The following is a 19631-nucleotide window of genomic DNA, read 5'->3' as shown; positions in this document are numbered from 1 at the left end:
CTGAGACCTTACTCTGTATTGATTCAGAGTAAGGTGTTCAGATCTACGTCAGTCAAGCCGCCGTCAGGCGGCTTTTTGCATCGTGCGACGGGGCAAGTCGAGCGTCGTCACTCGAGTGAGCTCGCGTTTATATTTAACGTCATCAAAAGGACGCGCTCGATGCAAGCTCGCGCGGTTATCCCAGATGACAAGATCACCAGGCATCCACTCGTGAGAGAAAATATATTTCTCACGTGTCGCATGTTCGATCAGATCTTTCAGCAGCAACCGACCTTCCGGGATAGGCCATTCGACGATACGCGACGCATGAGATGCAACATAGAGTGCCTTGCGGTCATTCTCCGCAAAGTGTCTCACCAGACGGTGCGTTGCACCAGGCAACTTGGCACTCTCTTCTTCAGAGAAATCAAAACCCATGGTGTGACGAGAGTAGACAATTGAATGATGAGCATGCAGATTCTCGATTCTGGCTTTGATTTCCTCATCCAAATCATCATAAGCAGTGCGGGTGTCGGCGAACTGGGTATCGGCACGAACAGGTGGCAGATTGCGAGCGAACAAGAGCGAATAGCGTCCTGACGGATCTTCAAATGAAGCATCGGTATGCCAGATTCGATTACTGATCCCGTTCATGCGACGCCTATCATTGGCTACCAATATATCCCCATCTGCACCGACATTCGAAATGTCGGTTAGGGCTTCATTGCCATAGCGATTTTTGGTCAAGGCAGCCGAAGAGGTCTTGGCGTGCAGTTCCCCATCTAACCGTTGAGCGAATTCAAGTTGACCTTCGTTTGAGAATCGCTGGTTCCGAAAAATCAGCACAGCATATTTCGACATGCCATCCCTGATTGCCTGAAGAGTGGACTCATCATGTACAGCACTCAAGTCGATAGCACTCACCTCGCCGACAAAGCTGGCATGGCGTTGCGTGATCGTGATTGTCATTGTTTTTATCCCCGCGTTTTGTCTCTGCTAACTATACCTCGTGAGGTATTGTTAAGCTACTTTTATGCCGATTTATGCTGCGTCGCAGCAATCAAAACGAGTTGTTCTGAGTGCTACAATTTTTGACTAATCTAGATTTTTTTCGCGATCAATCGCATAACTGAAACAATACTATGACCGCTTCCTTAAATGCTCCTGATTATGTTCGCCACGAGGGCCTAAAAAAATGGGTCGCCGATATTGTGGCTAAAACCCGTCCTGCGAAAGTAGTATGGTGTGACGGCTCTCAGGAAGAGTACGACAGGCTTTGCGGCGAGATGGTTCAGTCTGGCATGCTGCATAAACTCAGTGCGAGTAAACGCCCGAATTCCTATTTGGCTCGCTCGTCGCCTGACGACGTCGCGCGGGTTGAAGATCGTACTTTCATCTGCAGCCAAAATAAAGCCGATGCAGGTCCAACCAATAATTGGATCGAACCTACCGAGATGCGCGGGACGCTGGACAGGTTGTTTGATGGCGCCATGGCTGGCCGCACACTATATGTCGTGCCATTTTCCATGGGCCCGCTTGGTTCGCCGATTGCCCAGATTGGGATTGAGCTCTCAGATTCGCCCTACGTTGTTGTCAACATGCGGATGATGACTCGTATGGGTCGTAAAGTATTCGACGTTCTGGGCACTGATGGCGATTACGTTCCTTGTGTCCACACCGTTGGCGCACCACTTGCTGAAGGTCAGGCAGATGTCGTCTGGCCCTGCAATGAGACGAAATATATCGTTCATTTCCCTGAAACGCGTGAAATCTGGTCTTACGGCTCCGGTTACGGTGGCAATGCGCTGTTGGGCAAAAAATGTTTTGCTTTGCGTATCGCATCCAATATGGGACGCAGTGCTGCGGCCGGACAGTCCCCGGGCTGGTTAGCTGAGCATATGCTGATCTTGGGTGTTCAGACTCCCAAGGGTGAGAAGTATCACGTCGCTGCAGCTTTCCCTTCAGCCTGTGGCAAAACGAATTTTGCAATGTTGATCCCGCCGCAAGGGCTCGCGCAAGAAGGCTGGAAGATCACCACGATCGGTGACGATATCGCCTGGATCAAACCGGATGCGCAAGGTAATTTGCGTGCGATCAATCCAGAGGCCGGTTATTTTGGCGTTGCACCAGGCACGAACAAATCATCCAATTTCAATTGTATGGAGACCCTTGCCCATGACGTGATCTTCACCAACGTTGGCTTGACCGACGACGGTGATGTCTGGTGGGAAGGTATGACCAAAGAGGCGCCAGCTCATTTGATCGACTGGCAGGGCCGTGACTGGACTCCAGAGCTGGCCAGAGAGAAGGGCGTCAAGGCGGCCCATCCTAATGCCCGGTTCACAGTTGCTGCTATTAACAATCCAGTGCTGGATTCAGAGTGGGACAATCCCGCGGGCGTTGTGATCGATGCGTTTATTTTTGGTGGTCGCCGATCCACGACGGTACCTTTGGTGACTGAGGCTCGTAACTGGTCCGAAGGTGTCTATATGGCAGCAACGATGGGCTCTGAGACGACTGCAGCGGCTACCGGTCAGCAAGGTGTTGTGCGCCGTGATCCGTTCGCCATGCTTCCGTTCTGCGGCTACAACATGGCTGAGTATTTTCAGCACTGGTTGTCATTGGGTGAGCACTTGACCGCCTCAGGTGCCAAATTGCCAAAAATCTTCTGCGTGAATTGGTTTCGCACCGACGAAAATGGCAAGTTTGTTTGGCCTGGCTTTAGTGAAAACACCCGTGTTCTTAAATGGATGCTAGGTCGTATTGAAGAGCAAGCCGAAGGCGTCGAGCATGTTTTCGGCATCACGCCTCGCTACCAGGATCTCGACTGGAGAGGCATGGATTTCTCGATTGATAAATTCACGAAAATTACCTCAATTGATATCCAGGCCTGGCGCAAAGAGTTTGAGCTGCACACGGATCTGTTCAAGTTGTTAGCGCACGGTCTGCCCGAGCGCTTGCTCAACATCAAATCAGACTTCGAAGCTCGCCTGGGCTAGGTGCCCAGGCAGTGTTTTAGATGCAGGCCGTGTTTAACATGGCCTGCAAAAGCACATTGCAACCTGCTTCGATGTGCTCGGGTAGTGCATCTTCAATCTCATTGTGGCTGATGCCGTCTTTGCACGGGATGAAAATCATCGCAGTTGGGGCGACGCGTGCGAGATAGACTGCGTCATGCCCAGCGCCGCTCACGATATCCATTTCGGATAGATCCAGGGCACGGGCCCCCTTTCTGATTGCGTCTACTAATTTCGGTGCGAACGCTTGGGGCGGGAAATACACCACCTGTTTGACTTCAATGCTGACCCGGTGTGATTGGCTCAAAGCGTTTGCCGCAGCACGTAGTTCGGCATCCATGTCGAGCAATGTTTTGTCGTTATCTGCCCTGAAATCCACAGACATACTGACATGTCCGGGGATCACATTACGCGAGTTAGGATACACATCCATCATGCCAACCGTGCCGCGAGCGTGAGGTGCATATCGCATGGCAGAATCGTTCACGGTTTGTACCAATGCCGCTGCCGCAAGCAGGGCGTCTTTGCGCAACGCCATGGGGGTGGGGCCAGCGTGCGCCTCCATACCGGTGACGACGATGTCGTACCACCTTTGACCCAACGCGCCCAATACGACACCAATGGTGGTTTCGTTTGCCTCTAATACCGGGCCTTGTTCAATGTGGGCTTCAAAATAGGCGGCAATATGTTTAGGGTCGATTTGATCAGCACCAGCATAGCCAATCTGAGTGAGCGCTTGTCCAACCGTCACGCCTTCTTTGTCAGTTTGGCCAAGCACATAATCGGTCGTGAACTCGCGAACAAACGCACCAGACCCCATCATCACGGGGACGAATCGAGAACCTTCCTCGTTAGTCCATACCGCGACTTCCAGAGGTGCCTGGGTGACTATGCCCGCATCATTGAGTGTCTGCATGACTTCCAGTCCCGCGAGTACGCCGTAGTTACCATCAAACTTGCCGCCGGTTGGTTGCGTGTCGATATGACTGCCGGTCATCACCACCGGCAGGTCATTGTTTTGCCCTGAGCGGCGAGCAAAGATGTTACCGACCGCATCGACTCTGATGCTGCAACCAGCTTGACGTGCCTGCTTGACAAAAAAATCACGCCCTTGCCGATCCAGATCCGTCAGCGCAATCCGGCATACGCCGCCCTTGGGTGTTGCGCCGATAGAGGCCAAACCCATTAATGAGTCCCATAACCGCTGTTTATTAATTCGTAACGTCGCTAAGGCGGATTCACTGTTTGTATTCGGCATATCGTCACCAGTTAAATTATTCAGGCATACTTTGATTTAGGCATACTTTAGTTCGTCTAGACGGTCATACCGATGCAGTATCGTCATGAAAGAACTGCTTCAATTAACTTCGCGACTGAGTGAGAAAATTAAATGAAACTAGACGCCATTTTGCATCGCCATCGCAGTACAAAAATCGTTGCGACACTGGGTCCCAGTAGCAAAGATGCAGACATGATACGCCAGCTGTTTCTTGCCGGGGTAGATGTTTTTCGAATGAATTTCAGTCATGGCACGCATGCCGATCATCAAATTCGTTATGACATGATCCGGGCCCTTGAGCGTGAAATTGGTCGACCCATCGGGATTTTGATGGATCTGCAGGGCCCGAAGCTGAGGCTGGGGCAGATCAGTGGGGGCAAAATGAATCTCGAGATTGGTCAAAAGCTGCGGTTGGATATGAACCCCGCAATCGGCACGCATGAGCGGGTTCCCCTGTTGCATCCGGAGATTTTTGCGGCGGTGAAAGCAGGTGAAGATCTTTTGATCGACGACGGTAAAGTGCGGCTGCGAATTTTGTCCTGTGATGGCGAAAGTGCCGAGGTCGAGGCCTTGAATGCCGGCGTGATCTCAGACCGCAAAGGCGTTAATGTTCCAGGTGCCATCCTCCCACTCTCTCCGTTGACTGCTAAAGATCGTCAAGATCTTGAGTTCGGCTTGTCACTCGGGATGGACTGGATCGCTTTGTCTTTTGTACAGCGTCCTGAGGATATGCTTGAACTCAAGAATATTGTGGGCAATCGAGCAGCCATCATGGCTAAACTCGAAAAGCCTTCTGCAATTGATTCGCTTGAAGCGATTGTGGCTGCGTCCGACGGGGTCATGGTGGCTCGTGGTGATTTAGGCGTCGAGTTGCCACCCGAAGAAGTCCCCGTTCTGCAAAAACGGATCATCCGTGTTGCACGCGAAGCCGGTAAACCAGTAATCGTTGCGACCCAGATGCTCGAGTCGATGATCGCTTCACCCGTGCCCACCCGGGCTGAAGTCAGCGATGTCGCGACGGCTGTCTATGATGGGACCGATGCGGTCATGTTATCGGGCGAATCTGCGGCTGGCGCTTATCCTGCGGAAGCGGTTCAGATGATGGATCGGATCTTACAGACTATTGAAAAGGATCCATTACAGCGCATCACGATGAACGCTGTTCATTCTCGGCGTCGCAGCGATGCACGAGATGCGATCTCCGCAGCCATTCGCACAGTGGCTGAGACCCTTCCGGTGGCAGCGACAGTGGCTTACACCTCGTCTGGGTCAACCACTTTGCGAGTCGCTCACGAACGTCCTCCGGCACCCACACTTAGTATGACGCCAAGTTTACCGATTGCCAGGCGCTTATCTCTCGTCTGGGGCGTTCATTCAATTCAGGCACAAGATGTAACCAGCATGGAAGAGATCGTTAACAATGCAACTCAAACGGCGGTTAAACACGGTTTTGGTTCACCCGGAGACGCCTTGTTGATTGTTGCGGGTCAACCGTTTGGTGTGACCGGGTCAACGAATTTGTTAAGGATCGCCTACATTACGGAAGACGATAAAGCCAGATAATATAAAAATCGTGACGGAGACAAAATCATGAAGATATTCAAAGTTAGCGCCTTATTGGTTTGCTTAGGGTTAACTGCTGCGAGCGTGATGGCACAAACAACGCCAACGTCAAAACAAACCTCAAGTCCAACTCAAATCACCTCTCAAAACTCAGGTTTCCCTAACAAACCTATCTATATTCTTGTGCCCTATGGAGCCGGCAGTGGTGGTGATTTGTACAGCCGGTTTTTCGGTAAAAAGCTGTCTGAAATTCTAAAAGTACCCGTCATTGTTGAAAATAAAGCTGGCGGGGGGGGCACCGTTGCTATTCAAACCATTAAGACCAACCCGGCGGATGGTTACACGTTATTTATGGGGAGCAACTCCCCTGCGGCAGCCAATGTCGCAACGGTAAAAAATCTGACCTATGACCCACTCAGGGATTTTCGGCCAATTTCAGGCATGACAAGATCCATGGCGGTCTTCATGGTGAGTAACGATTCTTCACTGAAGACGATGGCTGACCTCCTGAAACGCGGCCATCAGCAACCCCCGTTGAATATGGCGTATTACACCTACGGGTATCAGCTTGCAGCGGCACAATTAACGGCTAAAGCAAATATCAATAGCCAGTCAGTCATGTACAAAGGATTATCGCAAGTGATGACCGACGTCATGGGTAACCAGGTCGATATTGGGGTGGTGGATTCGACTGGCTCGGTCACGACAGCAGTCTCTGGCAAGGTCCGGGCGTTATTGGTCACCGGTACTCAGCGGCACCCCGAGTTACCTGATGTGCCGACCTTGGTCGAAAGTGGTTTTCCTGAGGCAGTCCACTACAGCTGGACGGCATTTTTCGTCAACTCAAAAACGCCAGATGATATTGTCAAGGTGTTGGCAGATGCGATGCAGCAGGCCCTGGCGCAGCCAGATAGTATTGACTTTATCGTTAAGACAAGTGCTGAACCCATGCCTTTGGGGCCCAAAGAGATGCGCAAATTTCAAGAAGCCGAAATTGAGCGATATATCAAGGCTGCCAAATCAATCGACTTTCAAGCTGTGGATTAAACAGAAACCTCTTTAGGATTTGACTGACGTGGCAAACATCCCTGACCAAAATGATGGTCACACAGCTGGTCAGCCGGAAAAAAGATTGAGCGCACTGAGTGCCGTGGCAATCATCGTCGGCATAGTCATTGGTGCGGGTATTTTCAAGACACCAGCCATGGTGGCCCAAATCACAGGCGACCCTGGCTGGATGCTAGCAGTCTGGGCGTTTGGTGGATTGATTTCCCTCGCGGGCGCACTTTGTTATGCCGAACTGGCGACCACTTATCCCCATGCAGGGGGGGACTATCATTTTTTGTCTTTGGCCTTCGGTCAGCAAGTGTCCTTTCTGTACGCGTGGGCTAAAGCGACTGTCATCAACACGGGTTCGATTGCCTTGTTGGCTTTTGTTTTTGGCGAGTATATGTCCAAGGTCGTTTATCTGGGACCTCAGTCCAACGCGATATGGGCCGTCTTGATTGTGGTCGCGTTGACAGCAGTGAATCTGGTTGGTATCCACGCAGCAGCATGGGTACAAACACTTTTGACCGTGGTCGAGGTGACGGGCCTGATTTTCGTGTCTATTGCGGGTTTTGTCGTTTCCAACGAAGCGCCTCCATCGCCGGCTTTGTTTTCGCAGACTCCGCCACTCGGGTTGATGGGTTTGGCAATGGTTTTCGTCCTGTTAACCTACGGCGGCTGGAATGAAGCCGCCTACATTTCTGCTGAAGTCAAAGGCGGCAGGCGTGCCATCGTGCCTATTATCGTGTTGAGTATTTCACTTATCACTATTGTGTATTTGATTGTCAACATGGCCTTGCTGTCCGGCCTAGGGCTGGCGGGTCTGGCCGATAGCAAAGCGGTCGCCTCTGAAATCACTGGTCGGGCGTTTGGCGTCTGGGGCGCCAAAGCTTTGGGACTATTCGCGGCTGCGTCTGCTTTTACCAGTATTAATGCCACGATGATTGTTGGCGCAAGGTCAAACTACGCCTTGGGACTTAACTGGCCTGCCTTACGCTTTATGGCCAAGTGGAATGCAGGACGCGGTTCACCGGTTGTCGCCTATCTTGTCCAGTCAAGTCTGAGCTTGGCTTTGGTTGGTATCGGTTTTTGGCAGCGTGATGGATTTGAGGTGATGGTCGAGTTTACGGCGCCGGTTTTCTGGGTGTTTTTGCTGTTGGTGGGTTTATCTCTGTTCGTGATGCGTTGGCGAGAACCCCACACCGTTCGGCCTTTTAAAGTACCGCTTTACCCCTTCACCCCCATCCTTTTTTGTGTCACCTGCGGCTATCTCGCTTATTCAAGCGTAACCTATGCAGCCAGCCAACATGCCGCCCATATATCTCTGTGGGTCATGGGGGCAGGGTGCGTCGCGCTAGTGTTGAACCGGATTTTCACTGACGCCAAGAACCGCTAGGGCCTGACCGTAGGCAACAGTGCTTTCGCACAAGTAAACCGCGACGTCGCCGAGGTCCATGTTCTCCAGTATCTGAACAACTTGATCGCTATGATCACCAGCATCAGTGACATTGCCGACGTGCACTTGAGCACCACTCTCAAAGACGCGAGACGGCACCAGGGTTTCAACGTAACTGAGATCTGTGGGCGCGATGACAACATAAGCCGTGACCATTAACTCGTCGGCGACCACGTTAAGCAGGACGCCGCGCTCAACGAGGCTGTCGATGGTACTTTTGATCATGAGGTCCACTAAGCTGCTGCCTTGATCAAGGATTTTTCTCTCAACGCGTCCAGCAATCCACCAAGCATCAGATTGAGTTCAGCGCACATTAAAGTGAAATCTGCATCGAATTTCTCTAACTCGTCTGCTGGCATTTTGGTGTCATCTTGATCCAGCACATCTAGCGGGGCGATCCGTTTGATATCGAGGTTTTCGGTCAAAACAAAAGAAATGCGGTCATTCCAAGTCAGGGCAAGCCTCGTACATTGTTTACCTGATTGAACATGCTTTTGGATATCCTCATTGTCTAGCGCGTGTTTGACGTAACGCACGACGGCAGCTTTTTCTCCGGCGGCTCTTAGCTCGGCGTCCTGGTCGATTGAAAAGTTGCTTGGAGCATGACCACTCAGAATCCACTCTGTCATGGCAGTTGTTGGACTGATTTCGACATGGATAGGTTCGACAGGGAAGGGATATAACGCCTTGCCCAGAGCCGACAGGATTTCTTCGGCTTTGGAGGCTGAGGCGGTGTCGAGTGCGACCCAGCGATTGACAGGATCAATCCACAATCTCGCATCTCGCTGCAGACTGAATGCACGCGGAATGAGTGCTTCGGTGACCTCAAGCTTGAGATCCTTCATTTGCTTGCGCCCAGGTTTGAAACCTTGTTGCTCCTCAAGCTCTTGAGCGCGAACTTTGGTGAATTGATTGATCACTGTGGCAGGTAACAGTTTTTTCTCGACCCGGAAGGCGCACAGAAGTTGTTTACCCACAGAATAAGCCAGACGACCATCCTGCTCGATGGGTGCCACCCATCCTTGGGATTGTGCGGCAGCGGCACCAGCGGATACAAAGGCCTCTTTCGCAAGTAATTCGTTGATCTGCTCTGCAGTCCACGTGTAAGAGGAGGCCAGACGGTACAGCTTTAGATTTTTAAACCACATGAACAATCCAATCGATGTAACAAAAAAAGTACTCGATTCTAGCGGATGCAGAGGCACCCTCATGCGTCACAGGGTGGATTTGTCTTGGCTCATACCGTCGAAACAGGTTTTAACTAACATTTCTACGATCTCGGGGTCGCTGAAAGCACCACCAAGTTTAAGAAAGTCAGCAACAGGATCGCAAGATCGTGCAAAAACCGTATAAAGGATAACTTCACCTGGCAAACTCGCCGAGAGTAATCCACTGGTTTGTGCTTGTTCGATCCAAGTGCCGACCGCTTCGATCAGTCTGCCTACTTTCTCCATGTAAGGGGGATAATTGGTCAGGCTTTGTTGAATACTCGATCGGGTGGACGGCAGCAAAGGCATGGTGTTTGCAAGATGAGCAGTGACAGCCCATCTGACTAAGCCTTTTAACTTTTCAAGCGGGTCGAGCTCGACAGACAGGTCGTTGACAACAGCCAGCGCACGATCAATCAAGCGGGTCATTGATGCAGCGGCAAGTACTTCTTTGGAAGCGAAGTGTTTATAAAGGCTTGCCTTGGCGATGCCTACCTCGGCAGCGACTTCGTCCATTGTCATCAAGTCAAAACCTTTGCGCGCTAAGAGGTGATTGACGACGTCGAGGATCGCATCTTCACGAAATTTGAGTTGCTGAGCTTTAAAAGAGGTTTTCTGAGTGGTGTCCTGCACGCGGTTTACCTTGACTTGAGATCTCAATTATATTCTAATCAGGCTAAGTTGTTACCAATCAGTCATTTTTTATACTCGGCGGTAATTATCTCTAAAGATCCAGCAAGTATTGAGTTGACTGTTGATTCAATCGGGTTGCCCGCCGTGGTAACAGATTGTTTGCACGCCGACTGGCGGCGCTGCGGCAGCGGCGTTTTCACCTGGAGCGTCTTTAAGCTCTATCGTGCGAGCCTCTATGCGCCTGATTACTTTGATCCGGCCAAGCCCTTTGCGCTCGACCTGTTATACCTGCGCACCATTCAGGCAACACAGATTGTCGAAACCACGATGAGTGAGATAGAGCGATTGCGACCGTCCGACTCTCTTTGGTTGTCAGCTTGGTCTGTTGAGTTGCTGAAAATCCTGCCTGATGTCAAGTTGAGTGATCGCTTGATTGGCTTGTTCTTACCTTTGCAAGGCGTTAAGTTTTTTTCCGCTCGTGCGCCATTAGGTGACGTGATGAGTCCGGAGTTTGCCTCGGCATTTGCCGCCATTTGGTTAGATCCGCAGACACGCAGTCAAACCTTGCGTGCTGCTTTGTTAGGTTTAGAACAAGAATGAGTAACTTGACGCCACAGGCAGCGAACAATCCAACTCGCATTGCCCCAGGCAGTCGGATCGCAGTGGTCGGTGCCGGGATTTCAGGCCTGAGCGCTGCTTGGTTGCTAGGGCAAAAATATCAGGTTAGTTTATTTGAGGCTCAAGGGTATTTTGGTGGGCACTCCAACACGGTTGATGTGACGCTCGATGGCGTAACTGCCCCGGTTGATACGGGCTTTTTAGTTCACAACGATCTGACTTATCCCAATTTGATCGAACTGTTCAGACATTTCAACATACCAGTGCACGAAAGTGACATGTCATTCGGTGTGTCAATAGCCAAGCCCGATCTGGAATGGGCAGGCACCAATCTGGCAACGGTCTTTGCACAGCGAGCCAATTTGCTTCGGCCCAGGTTTTGGGGAATGCTTCGTGACATCATGCGTTTTAATAGCCAAGCGCAACGGTATCTGGATCAGTCCTTGGTAAGCCCAGTCTCTCTGGGCGAGTTGCTCGATCGCGAAGGCTACGGAGCCCCCATGCGGGATTGGTATCTTCTGCCCATGGCAGCCGCGATTTGGTCATCATCCATTCAAGATATTCTGCAATTTTCGGCCTCATCGTTTTTGGCTTTTTGCTTAAATCATCGTTTGCTTCAAATTGAAAACAGACCAAAATGGCGCACAGTACTCGGTGGCTCACGAGTGTATGTGCAAGAAATGCTGAAGGAAATGACTGATGTCAGGCTTGGCGTCGCCGTCCAACGTGTCAGTCGCGCTGCAGCAGGTGTTTCAGTTTTTTCGGAGCGGGGCGAAGAGGTATTTGACGCAGTCGTCATGGCGTGTCATGCCCCTCAAGCGCTTGCACTTCTTGACGCTCACCCAGATGAACGAGCAGTATTGAGTTGCTTCAAATATCAACCTAATGATGCCGTTTTGCATACCGATGCAGCCTTGCTGCCGAGGCGAAAAAAAGTCTGGTCCGCCTGGAATTACCTCAGCCAACCAGGCGTGGGCATCGATAGACCCGTGGCGGTAAGTTATTTGATCAACTTGCTTCAACCGCTGCCATTCAAACAACCTGTTGTGGTGACGCTCAATCCCTTTGAACAACCGGCTGCCGATAAGATCATCGCGCGTTTTGAATACGATCATCCGGTTCTGGATCAGACTGTAGTTGCCGCGCAGAAACAATTGCCAGCAATTCAGGGTTTGGATCGCGTGTGGTTCTGCGGCGCTTGGACAGGCTATGGTTTTCACGAAGATGGTTTGAAATCGGCGTTGCGTGTGGTTCGTCACTTCGGTGTGCAACCCCCTTGGGAGCCTGTGTATGCCTGACACGCTGCTGGAAATCGCTCAAGGACAAGTCATTCATGCAAGATTGCGTCCATTTGTGCACCGGTTCGCTTATCGCGTTTTTTGCATGCGGTATCGCGTTGATCGTTTGCAGGAACTCAAGCAATTTAATTCCTGGCTCTTTGGCGTTGATCAATCGAGCATAGTCAGCTTTCAATCACGTGACCATGGCGCGAGGGATGGAAGCGATTTGATGTCATGGTTGCGGGCTCGTTTGCTTGAGGCCGGTGTTGCCATTGATGTGGGTGCAGTCTGGTTGCAATGTTTTCCGCGTTTGTTCGGTTATGTATTTAACCCGGTTAGCTTTTGGTTTGTGCACGATCGCGAGGGGGCATTGCGCGCACTTCTGGCTGAAGTCAATAATACTTTTGGACAAAGACATCAATACCTCTTGGTGGCGGCGGACACCGGGGGGATCGACGAGCACTCGGTCCTTGAATGTGCCAAGGTTTTTCACGTGTCGCCCTTTTTCCCTGTTTCGGGTCGATACCAGTTCAAGATGCAAACCATTGGATTAGCTAACCGAATCGCTATCAATTATTTTGATCCACCGGACGATGCCCATGCCGTGCTGCTAACGGCCTTGGTGACACAGCCGGTTCCCTATACAAAACGGAGCTTGCTCAAAATGCTGATTACCATGCCCATGATGACCTTTGGTGTGATGGCCCGCATTCACTGGCAGGCATTCAAGCTATGGAGAAAGGGTGCAAAATATCATCCTGTTCCAGCGCTACCGGATAAAGAAATGACAGATAACGCAGGTGTATCGCAATGAGAGCCAATGAGTATGGGCTTACGCCCCGCCTGAAGTCGCTGCCTTGGACTGCGCGACTGTTTACTCATCTGTTGACGCGGCTGTCGACTGGATCGTTGACGCTCACTGTACCCGATGGTTCTGCTCTTTTGTTCGGCCACTCAGGACAGTTACCCCATGCAGAACTTAAGATATATGACTGGCGTGCAGCCAGTCTCATCATGCGACAAGGCGATGTTGGCTTTGCTGAAAGCCTGCGACGCGGCTGGATAGATTCGCATGACTTGCTTGCCTTGTTCACGCTGGCCTTGCGCAACGAAGCACTGACTCGTGCCGTCAATGGCCATCAATGGGCGCTTATCTTTAAACGACTTAAGCACTGGATTTTGCGCGATAACAGCCGCCGCGGAAGTCGTCGAAACATCTTGAGTCACTACGATTTAGGTAATCGGTTTTATCAGTTGTGGCTCGATGACTCAATGACCTATTCAGCCGCACTCTTCGACGGTGATTTGTCGCTCGACTTGAAAACGGCTCAGGATCGCAAATACGATCGTATTTTGGATCAGCTTGAGGCGACACCAGGTCAACGTATTCTTGAGATTGGTTGTGGTTGGGGCGGGTTTGCTGAGCGCGCCGCGATTCGGGGCGTCAGAGTCGTTGGTCTTACCTTGTCGGACGCGCAGCTTGAGTTTGCACGCGCGCGCATGCAACGCTTGGGGATGTCTGATTTGGTAGAAATCAGGCTGCAAGATTATCGAGACGTCAGCGAACAGTTTGACCATATTGTTTCAATTGAAATGTTCGAGGCCGTCGGTCTGCTGCATTGGCCGAGTTACTTTAGAGTGTTGGTGAAAGCCTGTCGCCCAAGAGGGCGCATTGTTGTGCAAACAATCGATATTCAGGATGAGAGTTTTGAATCCTATCGGATGGGCACGGACTTTATTCAGCAGTTTGTTTTTCCTGGTGGGATGCTCCCCAGTCCTTCGCGCTTTTCGCATGAATGCGAACGAGTTGGTTTGCAGGAGGTAAACGTCAAATCGATGGGACTTGATTACGCTGAAACCCTTAAACGCTGGGCGCAACAGTTTGAAGGACGGCTGGATACGGTTCGTGAACAAGGTTTTGACGACGCCTTTATCCGCATTTGGAGGATGTATCTTGCCTACTGTGAGGCAGGTTTTCGCGAAAAACGAACGGACGTCAAACAATGGACCCTGCGCGTCGCCGGTTAGTCATCGCCTGGTTGACGATGGGCTGGCTTGGCGGCACGGCTCGGGCAGAGGCTGTGCCGGACTTGAGTGCGGTGTTTCCTGGGGCAAAGCGAATGAGACTGACCCGCTTGTTTGCCTATGCGATGTTGGGTTTGCCCCTCGCCATGGCGATGTTACCCATTTACATGATTTCGCCGAAATTCTATGGCGATACACTCGGGGTCAGTTTATCGGCTCTTGGCTTCGTCTTGTTTGCCACGCGTATACTGGATACAGCGCAAGACCCTTGGATAGGCAGACTCGTTGATGCCTTGCAAAGCAAGCGGCACGGCTGGTCGATGCTTGTTTGTTTCGCGACGGTTACTTTGTCGTGTGGGTTTGTCATGCTCTTCTCTCCGCCAGACCTTGCTCAAACGGGTTTGCTGGTCTGGCTATCGGTTTCCCTGATCATTGTTTACACCTCCCATAGCCTGATCAATATTTGCTATCTGACTTGGGGTACTCGGTTATCGGACAACACGAACGACAGGACTCGTGTCGCTGGATGGCGTGAGACAGCCGGATTAGTGGGTGTCTTGCTTGCTTCGATCTTGCCGAGCATATGGGTTAGCCGCCTGGATGCAAGAGTGGGTTATCAGGTTTTTTCGTGGGTGTTTGTTGCATTACTCGTTGTTGGGTCTATCTTCACGCTGACAGGCGCTGAGCGACCGAGCAAAGGTGCAACCCAAGTGTTTGACGGCTGGAAGCTGGCTTTAGCGCCGTCTGCCATTCGACAGGTATTGTGCTTCTACCTTTGCAATGCGATCTCGGTCGCGATCCCTGCAACGCTGGTGCTGTTTTACATTGACGACGTGCTGGTTTTACAAGAATGGACTGCACTTTTTTTAGGCTTGTATTTCTTTTTCGGCTTAGTAGGCTTGCCCGGCTGGGTTTGGTTAGCCGCGCGGTTCGGCAAACCTCGCACGTGGCTGTTCGGGTCGCTTGTTTCGATCCTGTCTCTGTCCTCCGTGTTTTTTCTGGATTCGGGTTCCTTGCTTGGTTATGCCTTGGTTTGCGTATGTGCCGGCGCAGCATTGGGCGCTGATCTTGTTCTACCGATAGCCATGTTGGCCGATGCAATCCCGGCCACGCATCGGCATACCACCGGTTTTTACCTGGGGCTGTGGGCACTAATTGGAAAACTGGCCCTCGCATTTGCTGCGGGCATGAGCTTGCCTTTGCTTCAGGCAACCGGGTATGTGCCGGGTTTTCCAGCGACAGCCCGCGGGGTTGCCGTTATTTACGCCTTTTTACCTGCAGTATTTAAAGTGCTGGCAATTTGGATCATGCATCCCGACATTCTGCCGGAGCATCGAAAACAAAAGGAGTTGATCAATGAAACTTAAAGCGATCTTTGCATCCCTATCTGCTGCAATGCTGACAGCCTGTAGCGGGGTAGATGTGACTCAATATGTCAATGAAACCCCCAAACTGGATTTGCCACTGTTTTTGAATGGTTCCATCGACGCTTGGGGTGTGTTTCAAAAACGCTCGGGTGAAGTCGCTCGACGATTCACTGTTGATATTCAAGCCAGTTGGAAATCACCTGACGAAGGGACGCTTGATGAGCATTTTCTGTACGCTGACGGTGAAAAACAGCGCCGAGTTTGGACGCTAAAACGACAAACTGACGGCAGCTGGCAGGGCACTGCAGACGATGTCGTCGGTGTTGCCATCGGGCATGTGTCGGGTAATGCTCTGCATTGGAAGTACGTGTTGAAGTTGCCGGTTGACGGTAAGATTTATGAGGTTAATTTTGATGACTGGATGTGGCAAATGGATGGTCAAACCATGCTGAATCGTTCCACCATGTCCAAGTTTGGTTTTGATCTGGGTGAGGTCACCCTGTTCTTTCGCAAACGCCCGGATAACGCGGCGGCCCCATCAGCAGGCCCGACAAACAAGGATGGCAAATGATCGCCTCTTTGCTTAAGCCGCTTAACGAGCCGATTTTGGACTGGACTCGACAGCGAGTCTGGCTAATCGGCGCGTCGAGTGGCATTGGAGCCGCGCTAGCTCAGGCCATGCTTCACGCTGGGGCGACGGTAACAGTATCTGCTCGCCGCACTGACGAACTGGCAAAAGTGGTTGGGGCCAATTCAAACGCCCACGTGGTCGCGCTTGACGCGAGTGACGCTGATGCCTGGCCTGTTGCGATGGCTGAGGCGTTGAGCCTGATGGGAGGGCTTGATCTGATCGTGATGGGGGCGGCTCGCTATGACCCCGTGCACAGCTGGGATTTCAAATCTACAGATATTGCTAGCGCTTCAAAAAGTTTCGACTTGAACGTGGTCAGTATCTATCGAGGTTTGGCCTGCGTCATCCCTTATTTTCTTGAACAACGACGCGGCGGGATCGCGATGATTGGCAGTATTTCCAGTTACACCGGTTTGCCCCGCGCGATGATTTATGGCGCGACTAAAGCTGCCATGAATAACTTGGCCGAAACGCTTTATTTTGAACTCGCACCCAAAGGTTTGGCTATCTATCTTGTCAGTCCCGGTTTTGTGAAAACTCCCATGACCTCAGGCAATGATTTTGAAATGCCTGGTTTGATGACACCAGCAGAGGCCGCCCGTGCCATGATGGTTGGGTTCGAAAAAGGCCAGTTTGAGATTAGATTTCCCAGGATTTTCGGCGGCTTGCTTCGCTTCATCAGCCGTTTGCCTTACTGGATCCGTTTTTCGATTTTGCACAAGACAACCAGAATGTGAGTCACGCATGAGCGAATCAGTCTCCCCTCAAGAACGCTACAAAATGATTGCTCGTTGGTTCGAGCAGTTGACGCTTAAGTCCCTGGATACGATAGACACGATATACAGCCCTTCGGCGGCCTTTTCAGATCCCTTTAATGATGTGGTTGGTATTGATCGGGTAAAAGCTGTCTACGCACATATGTTCGCTACCCTGGACAACCCGCGTTTTGTGCTTGATCGTATTCTGACTGAAGACATGAGCGCTTTTGTGCTTTGGACGTTTGAATTTCAGTTGTCTGGGCAAAGTCATCGGATTGCTGGCGTGACGCATTTCGAATTGGATGATCACGGCCTGGTTACTTTGCATCGTGACTACTGGGATGCGGCAAAACAGGTCTACGAAAAAGTGCCACTTTTAGGACCAGTCTTGAGGTGGTTGCGCAAGCGGATGTCGGCTTAGCGCGACTGCATCACAACAAGCAAAAAAATTACAAATAAAAAAGCCCCCTGAGGGGCTTAACCTTACCAAGGCAAACTCGTTTGCCCGGGTGTGGATGTTGTTGTTATTGTTGTTGGTTTAGTGGCCCGATGCGCCAGAGGCACCCAGACCTGTTTCTGAGCGAACCTGCTGTGCTGCGAAGAGCTCACGCTCTTTCGCCGCTTGTGCGCTGTTGTCCGTGATCGAGAAGAACCAGACACCGACGAAGCCTATTGTCATTGAAAATAGCGCAGGTGATGCGTAAGGGAACAGAGCCGATCCTTTTGGATTCCCGATCACAGCCTCCCAGACGGCTGGGGAGACGATGGTGAGGCCAACTGAAGAAATCAAACCCAAGAAGCCACCGATGACAGCACCCCGTGTGGTGCAGTTCTTCCACAGTACCGACATGAAGAGTACGGGGAAGTTTGCTGAAGCTGCAACCGCAAAAGCCAAGGCCACCATGAAAGCGATATTTTGCTTTTCAAAGGCGATCCCCAAGACCACAGCGACCACACCCAGGCAAAGCGTTGTGATTCTCGACACCCGCAGTTCTGCTGCACTGTCAGCCTTGCCGCCCTTAAAGACCGTGGCGTAAAGATCATGCGAGACAGCAGACGCACCTGACAAAGTCAAGCCAGCCACTACCGCCAAAATCGTCGCAAACGCAACAGCAGAAATGAAGCCGAAGAACACATTGCCACCGACCGCTTCGGCCACCAACACCGCAGCCATATTAGCCGTACCGGCCCCGCCCTTAATGACGCCTTTCGCGACATCAGCCATGTCTGGATTGGTCAGAACCATGGTGATCGCACCGAAGCCAATAATGAAGATGAGCACGTAAAAATAGCCAATCCACGTGGTCGCCCACAAGACTGATTTGCGAGCCTCTTTCGCTGTCGGCACAGTGAAAAAGCGCATCAAGATGTGTGGCAAACCGGCAGTGCCGAACATCAGAGCCATACCAAAAGAGATTGCTGAAACTGGATCGCTGATGAACCCACCTGGGCGCATCACTGATCCGCCAATGGTGGCGGCCTCAGCCGCAGATTTACCGCTGTTCATCGCGACCGTGGTTTTGACTTTCACTGCGTCGGCGAACAACGCTTCGAGGCTAAAGCCGTAATGGAGCAGCACCATAAACGCCATGAATGTGACGCCACTGAGCAGCATCACCGCCTTGATGATCTGCACCCATGTCGTGGCCGTCATCCCACCAAACAGCACGTAAACCATCATGAGGGCGCCAACGATGATCACCGCGACGTAATAATCCAGACCGAAAAGTAGTTTGATCAGTTGACCTGCGCCGACCATTTGCGCAATCAGATAAAACGCGACCGTCACGAGCGTACCAGCAGCTGCAAACGTGCGAATCGGACCATTCTTGAAGCGATAACCTGCAACGTCTGCGAAAGTGAACTTGCCTAGATTACGCAAGCGCTCAGCCATTAAGAACGTCAGGACAGGCCAGCCAACCAGAAAACCGATCGAGTAGATGATGCCGTCGTAGCCGACACCCATCACCATTGCCGAAATACCCAAAAAGGACGCTGCGGACATATAGTCACCCGCGATGGCCAAACCATTCTGAAAACCAGAGATGCCACCACCAGCCGTATAAAAATCAGAAGCAGATTTTGTTCTGGCTGCTGCCCATTTAGTGATCCAGAGTGTCAAGGCCACAAATGATGCAAAAAGAATAATGGCGACCCAGTTTGTTGCTTGCTTGTCAGACTGACCGACATCAACTGCAGCAAAACTTGCACTAGTGGCCGCGAGCAGTGCCGAGCCGCCCAGTACTTTAATCATTGATTTCATTTTTTTGCCTCCTCAAGGATTTCGGCAGTCAACCCATCAAACTCTTTGTTGGCATGGTTGACGTAATAGAGGGTAATGAGGATGGTGAAGACAATCAGTCCTAAGCCAATCGGAACCCCAATGGTGGTGACCCCAGCGCCAATCGGCGTTGACAGGAACGCTTTGTTCCAGGCAATCAGACAGATAAAGCCGTAATAGGCCACTAACATGGCAGCAGCTAAAGTCCATCCTAGGGTGTTGCGTCTTCGCTTGAGTTCCAAGTACTTGGGATTTGCCTGAATTCGGGCAATGGTGGGGTCGATCATTTCCATCTCCTTTTGGTCCTGCTTATATTTTTTTACAGCACTTTATTTTTTTGTGGATCATTACATTTAAGTGTCACAATAAACTGATACACACCTGTTTAATAAGTTGTTCTTGGTGTTTTGCAGGGTATGTCCTATCGGTATTACCCCTAAATTGATGTATTTACCCATCGAATGACCGGTGCAAACGTATTTTTGCGAA

The 19631-nt window shown here is 51.2% G+C and carries 19 protein-coding genes; 12 read left to right on the top strand and 7 right to left on the bottom strand.

Annotated elements, in window-relative coordinates; genetic code table 11:
* Window positions 1–63: 63 nt before the first annotated feature.
* Window positions 64–948, bottom strand: a complete 885-nt coding sequence (locus tag BCM14_RS03400) for a TauD/TfdA dioxygenase family protein (protein WP_106226575.1) — start codon at window positions 946–948, stop codon at window positions 64–66.
* 173 nt (window positions 949–1121) lie between these two features.
* Here BCM14_RS03400 and BCM14_RS03395 point away from each other — a divergent pair, with 173 nt between their 5' ends.
* Window positions 1122–2978 (top strand): phosphoenolpyruvate carboxykinase (GTP), encoded by a 1857-nt coding sequence (locus tag BCM14_RS03395; RefSeq protein ID WP_106226574.1) that lies wholly within the window; start codon window positions 1122–1124, stop codon window positions 2976–2978.
* A gap of 16 nt (window positions 2979–2994) precedes the next feature.
* Here the strand turns inward: BCM14_RS03395 and BCM14_RS03390 are convergent, their stop codons facing one another.
* Window positions 2995–4254 carry a Zn-dependent hydrolase gene (locus tag BCM14_RS03390; protein WP_106226573.1) on the bottom strand — a complete coding sequence of 420 codons (1260 nt, stop codon included), beginning with the start codon at window positions 4252–4254 and terminating at the stop codon, window positions 2995–2997.
* Between the two features lie 150 nt (window positions 4255–4404).
* Here BCM14_RS03390 and pyk point away from each other — a divergent pair, with 150 nt between their 5' ends.
* The 3 genes from pyk to BCM14_RS03375 are packed head-to-tail and all read left to right on the top strand — an operon-like array spanning window position 4405 to window position 8281.
* Window positions 4405–5838, top strand: a complete 1434-nt coding sequence (gene pyk / locus BCM14_RS03385) for a pyruvate kinase (protein WP_106227020.1) — start codon at window positions 4405–4407, stop codon at window positions 5836–5838.
* Window positions 5839–5865: 27 nt separating this feature from the next.
* Entirely contained in the window at window positions 5866–6885 is a 1020-nt protein-coding gene (locus BCM14_RS03380) for a Bug family tripartite tricarboxylate transporter substrate binding protein (RefSeq protein WP_106226572.1), read from the top strand.
* Window positions 6886–6913: 28 nt separating this feature from the next.
* Window positions 6914–8281, top strand: coding sequence for an APC family permease (locus tag BCM14_RS03375; protein WP_259673398.1), 1368 nt, complete (start codon window positions 6914–6916; stop codon window positions 8279–8281).
* Here BCM14_RS03375 and BCM14_RS03370 read toward each other — a convergent pair.
* The 3 genes from BCM14_RS03370 to BCM14_RS03360 form a co-directional block, all read right to left on the bottom strand.
* Window positions 8240–8566: a hypothetical protein gene (locus BCM14_RS03370; RefSeq protein ID WP_106226571.1), complete on the bottom strand. Its 327-nt coding sequence runs from the start codon at window positions 8564–8566 to the stop codon at window positions 8240–8242. The genes BCM14_RS03375 and BCM14_RS03370 overlap by 42 nt on opposite strands.
* Window positions 8567–8574: 8 nt before the next feature.
* Window positions 8575–9489 (bottom strand): recombination-associated protein RdgC, encoded by a 915-nt coding sequence (locus BCM14_RS03365; protein WP_106226570.1) that lies wholly within the window; start codon window positions 9487–9489, stop codon window positions 8575–8577.
* Window positions 9490–9555: 66 nt separating this feature from the next.
* A complete protein-coding gene (locus BCM14_RS03360) occupies window positions 9556–10182 on the bottom strand; it encodes a TetR/AcrR family transcriptional regulator (RefSeq protein ID WP_106226569.1) in 627 nt (208 codons plus the stop codon).
* Window positions 10183–10326: 144 nt separating this feature from the next.
* Between BCM14_RS03360 and BCM14_RS03355 the strand changes: the two genes are divergently transcribed.
* From BCM14_RS03355 to BCM14_RS03320, 8 genes are read left to right on the top strand one after another with little or no spacing between them, the layout of a single operon-like run.
* Window positions 10327–10782 carry a chalcone isomerase family protein gene (locus tag BCM14_RS03355; protein ID WP_259673397.1) on the top strand — a complete coding sequence of 152 codons (456 nt, stop codon included), beginning with the start codon at window positions 10327–10329 and terminating at the stop codon, window positions 10780–10782.
* Window positions 10779–12098, top strand: a complete 1320-nt coding sequence (locus BCM14_RS03350) for an NAD(P)/FAD-dependent oxidoreductase (protein WP_106226567.1) — start codon at window positions 10779–10781, stop codon at window positions 12096–12098. The genes BCM14_RS03355 and BCM14_RS03350 overlap by 4 nt, the downstream gene beginning before the upstream one ends.
* Window positions 12091–12894, top strand: a complete 804-nt coding sequence (locus BCM14_RS03345) for a DUF1365 domain-containing protein (protein WP_106226566.1) — start codon at window positions 12091–12093, stop codon at window positions 12892–12894. The genes BCM14_RS03350 and BCM14_RS03345 overlap by 8 nt, the downstream gene beginning before the upstream one ends.
* A complete protein-coding gene (locus tag BCM14_RS03340) occupies window positions 12891–14108 on the top strand; it encodes an SAM-dependent methyltransferase (RefSeq protein ID WP_106226565.1) in 1218 nt (405 codons plus the stop codon). Before BCM14_RS03345 ends, BCM14_RS03340 begins: the two co-directional genes overlap by 4 nt.
* Window positions 14084–15472, top strand: a complete 1389-nt coding sequence (locus BCM14_RS03335) for an MFS transporter (RefSeq protein ID WP_106226564.1) — start codon at window positions 14084–14086, stop codon at window positions 15470–15472. The genes BCM14_RS03340 and BCM14_RS03335 overlap by 25 nt, the downstream gene beginning before the upstream one ends.
* Window positions 15462–16043: a DUF3833 domain-containing protein gene (locus BCM14_RS03330; RefSeq protein ID WP_106226563.1), complete on the top strand. Its 582-nt coding sequence runs from the start codon at window positions 15462–15464 to the stop codon at window positions 16041–16043. Before BCM14_RS03335 ends, BCM14_RS03330 begins: the two co-directional genes overlap by 11 nt.
* Window positions 16040–16840: an SDR family NAD(P)-dependent oxidoreductase gene (locus tag BCM14_RS03325; protein ID WP_106226562.1), complete on the top strand. Its 801-nt coding sequence runs from the start codon at window positions 16040–16042 to the stop codon at window positions 16838–16840. The genes BCM14_RS03330 and BCM14_RS03325 overlap by 4 nt, the downstream gene beginning before the upstream one ends.
* A 7-nt stretch (window positions 16841–16847) precedes the next feature.
* The gene (locus BCM14_RS03320; protein WP_106226561.1) at window positions 16848–17282 is read left to right on the top strand and encodes a nuclear transport factor 2 family protein; all 435 of its coding nucleotides are present in this window, start codon (window positions 16848–16850) and stop codon (window positions 17280–17282) included.
* Window positions 17283–17399: 117 nt separating this feature from the next.
* Here the strand turns inward: BCM14_RS03320 and BCM14_RS03315 are convergent, their stop codons facing one another.
* Complete coding sequence (locus BCM14_RS03315; protein ID WP_375318465.1) at window positions 17400–19115, bottom strand: cation acetate symporter; 1716 nt, start codon at window positions 19113–19115, stop codon at window positions 17400–17402.
* A 5-nt stretch (window positions 19116–19120) separates the two neighbouring features.
* Complete coding sequence (locus BCM14_RS03310) at window positions 19121–19429, bottom strand: DUF485 domain-containing protein (RefSeq protein ID WP_106227018.1); 309 nt, start codon at window positions 19427–19429, stop codon at window positions 19121–19123.
* Window positions 19430–19631: the final 202 nt, after the last annotated feature.

Source organism: Jezberella montanilacus, assembly GCF_003003055.1.
Taxonomy (GTDB): Bacteria; Pseudomonadota; Gammaproteobacteria; order Burkholderiales; family Burkholderiaceae_B; genus Zwartia; species Zwartia montanilacus.
This window is presented reverse-complemented; position numbering and strand designations above follow the sequence as displayed.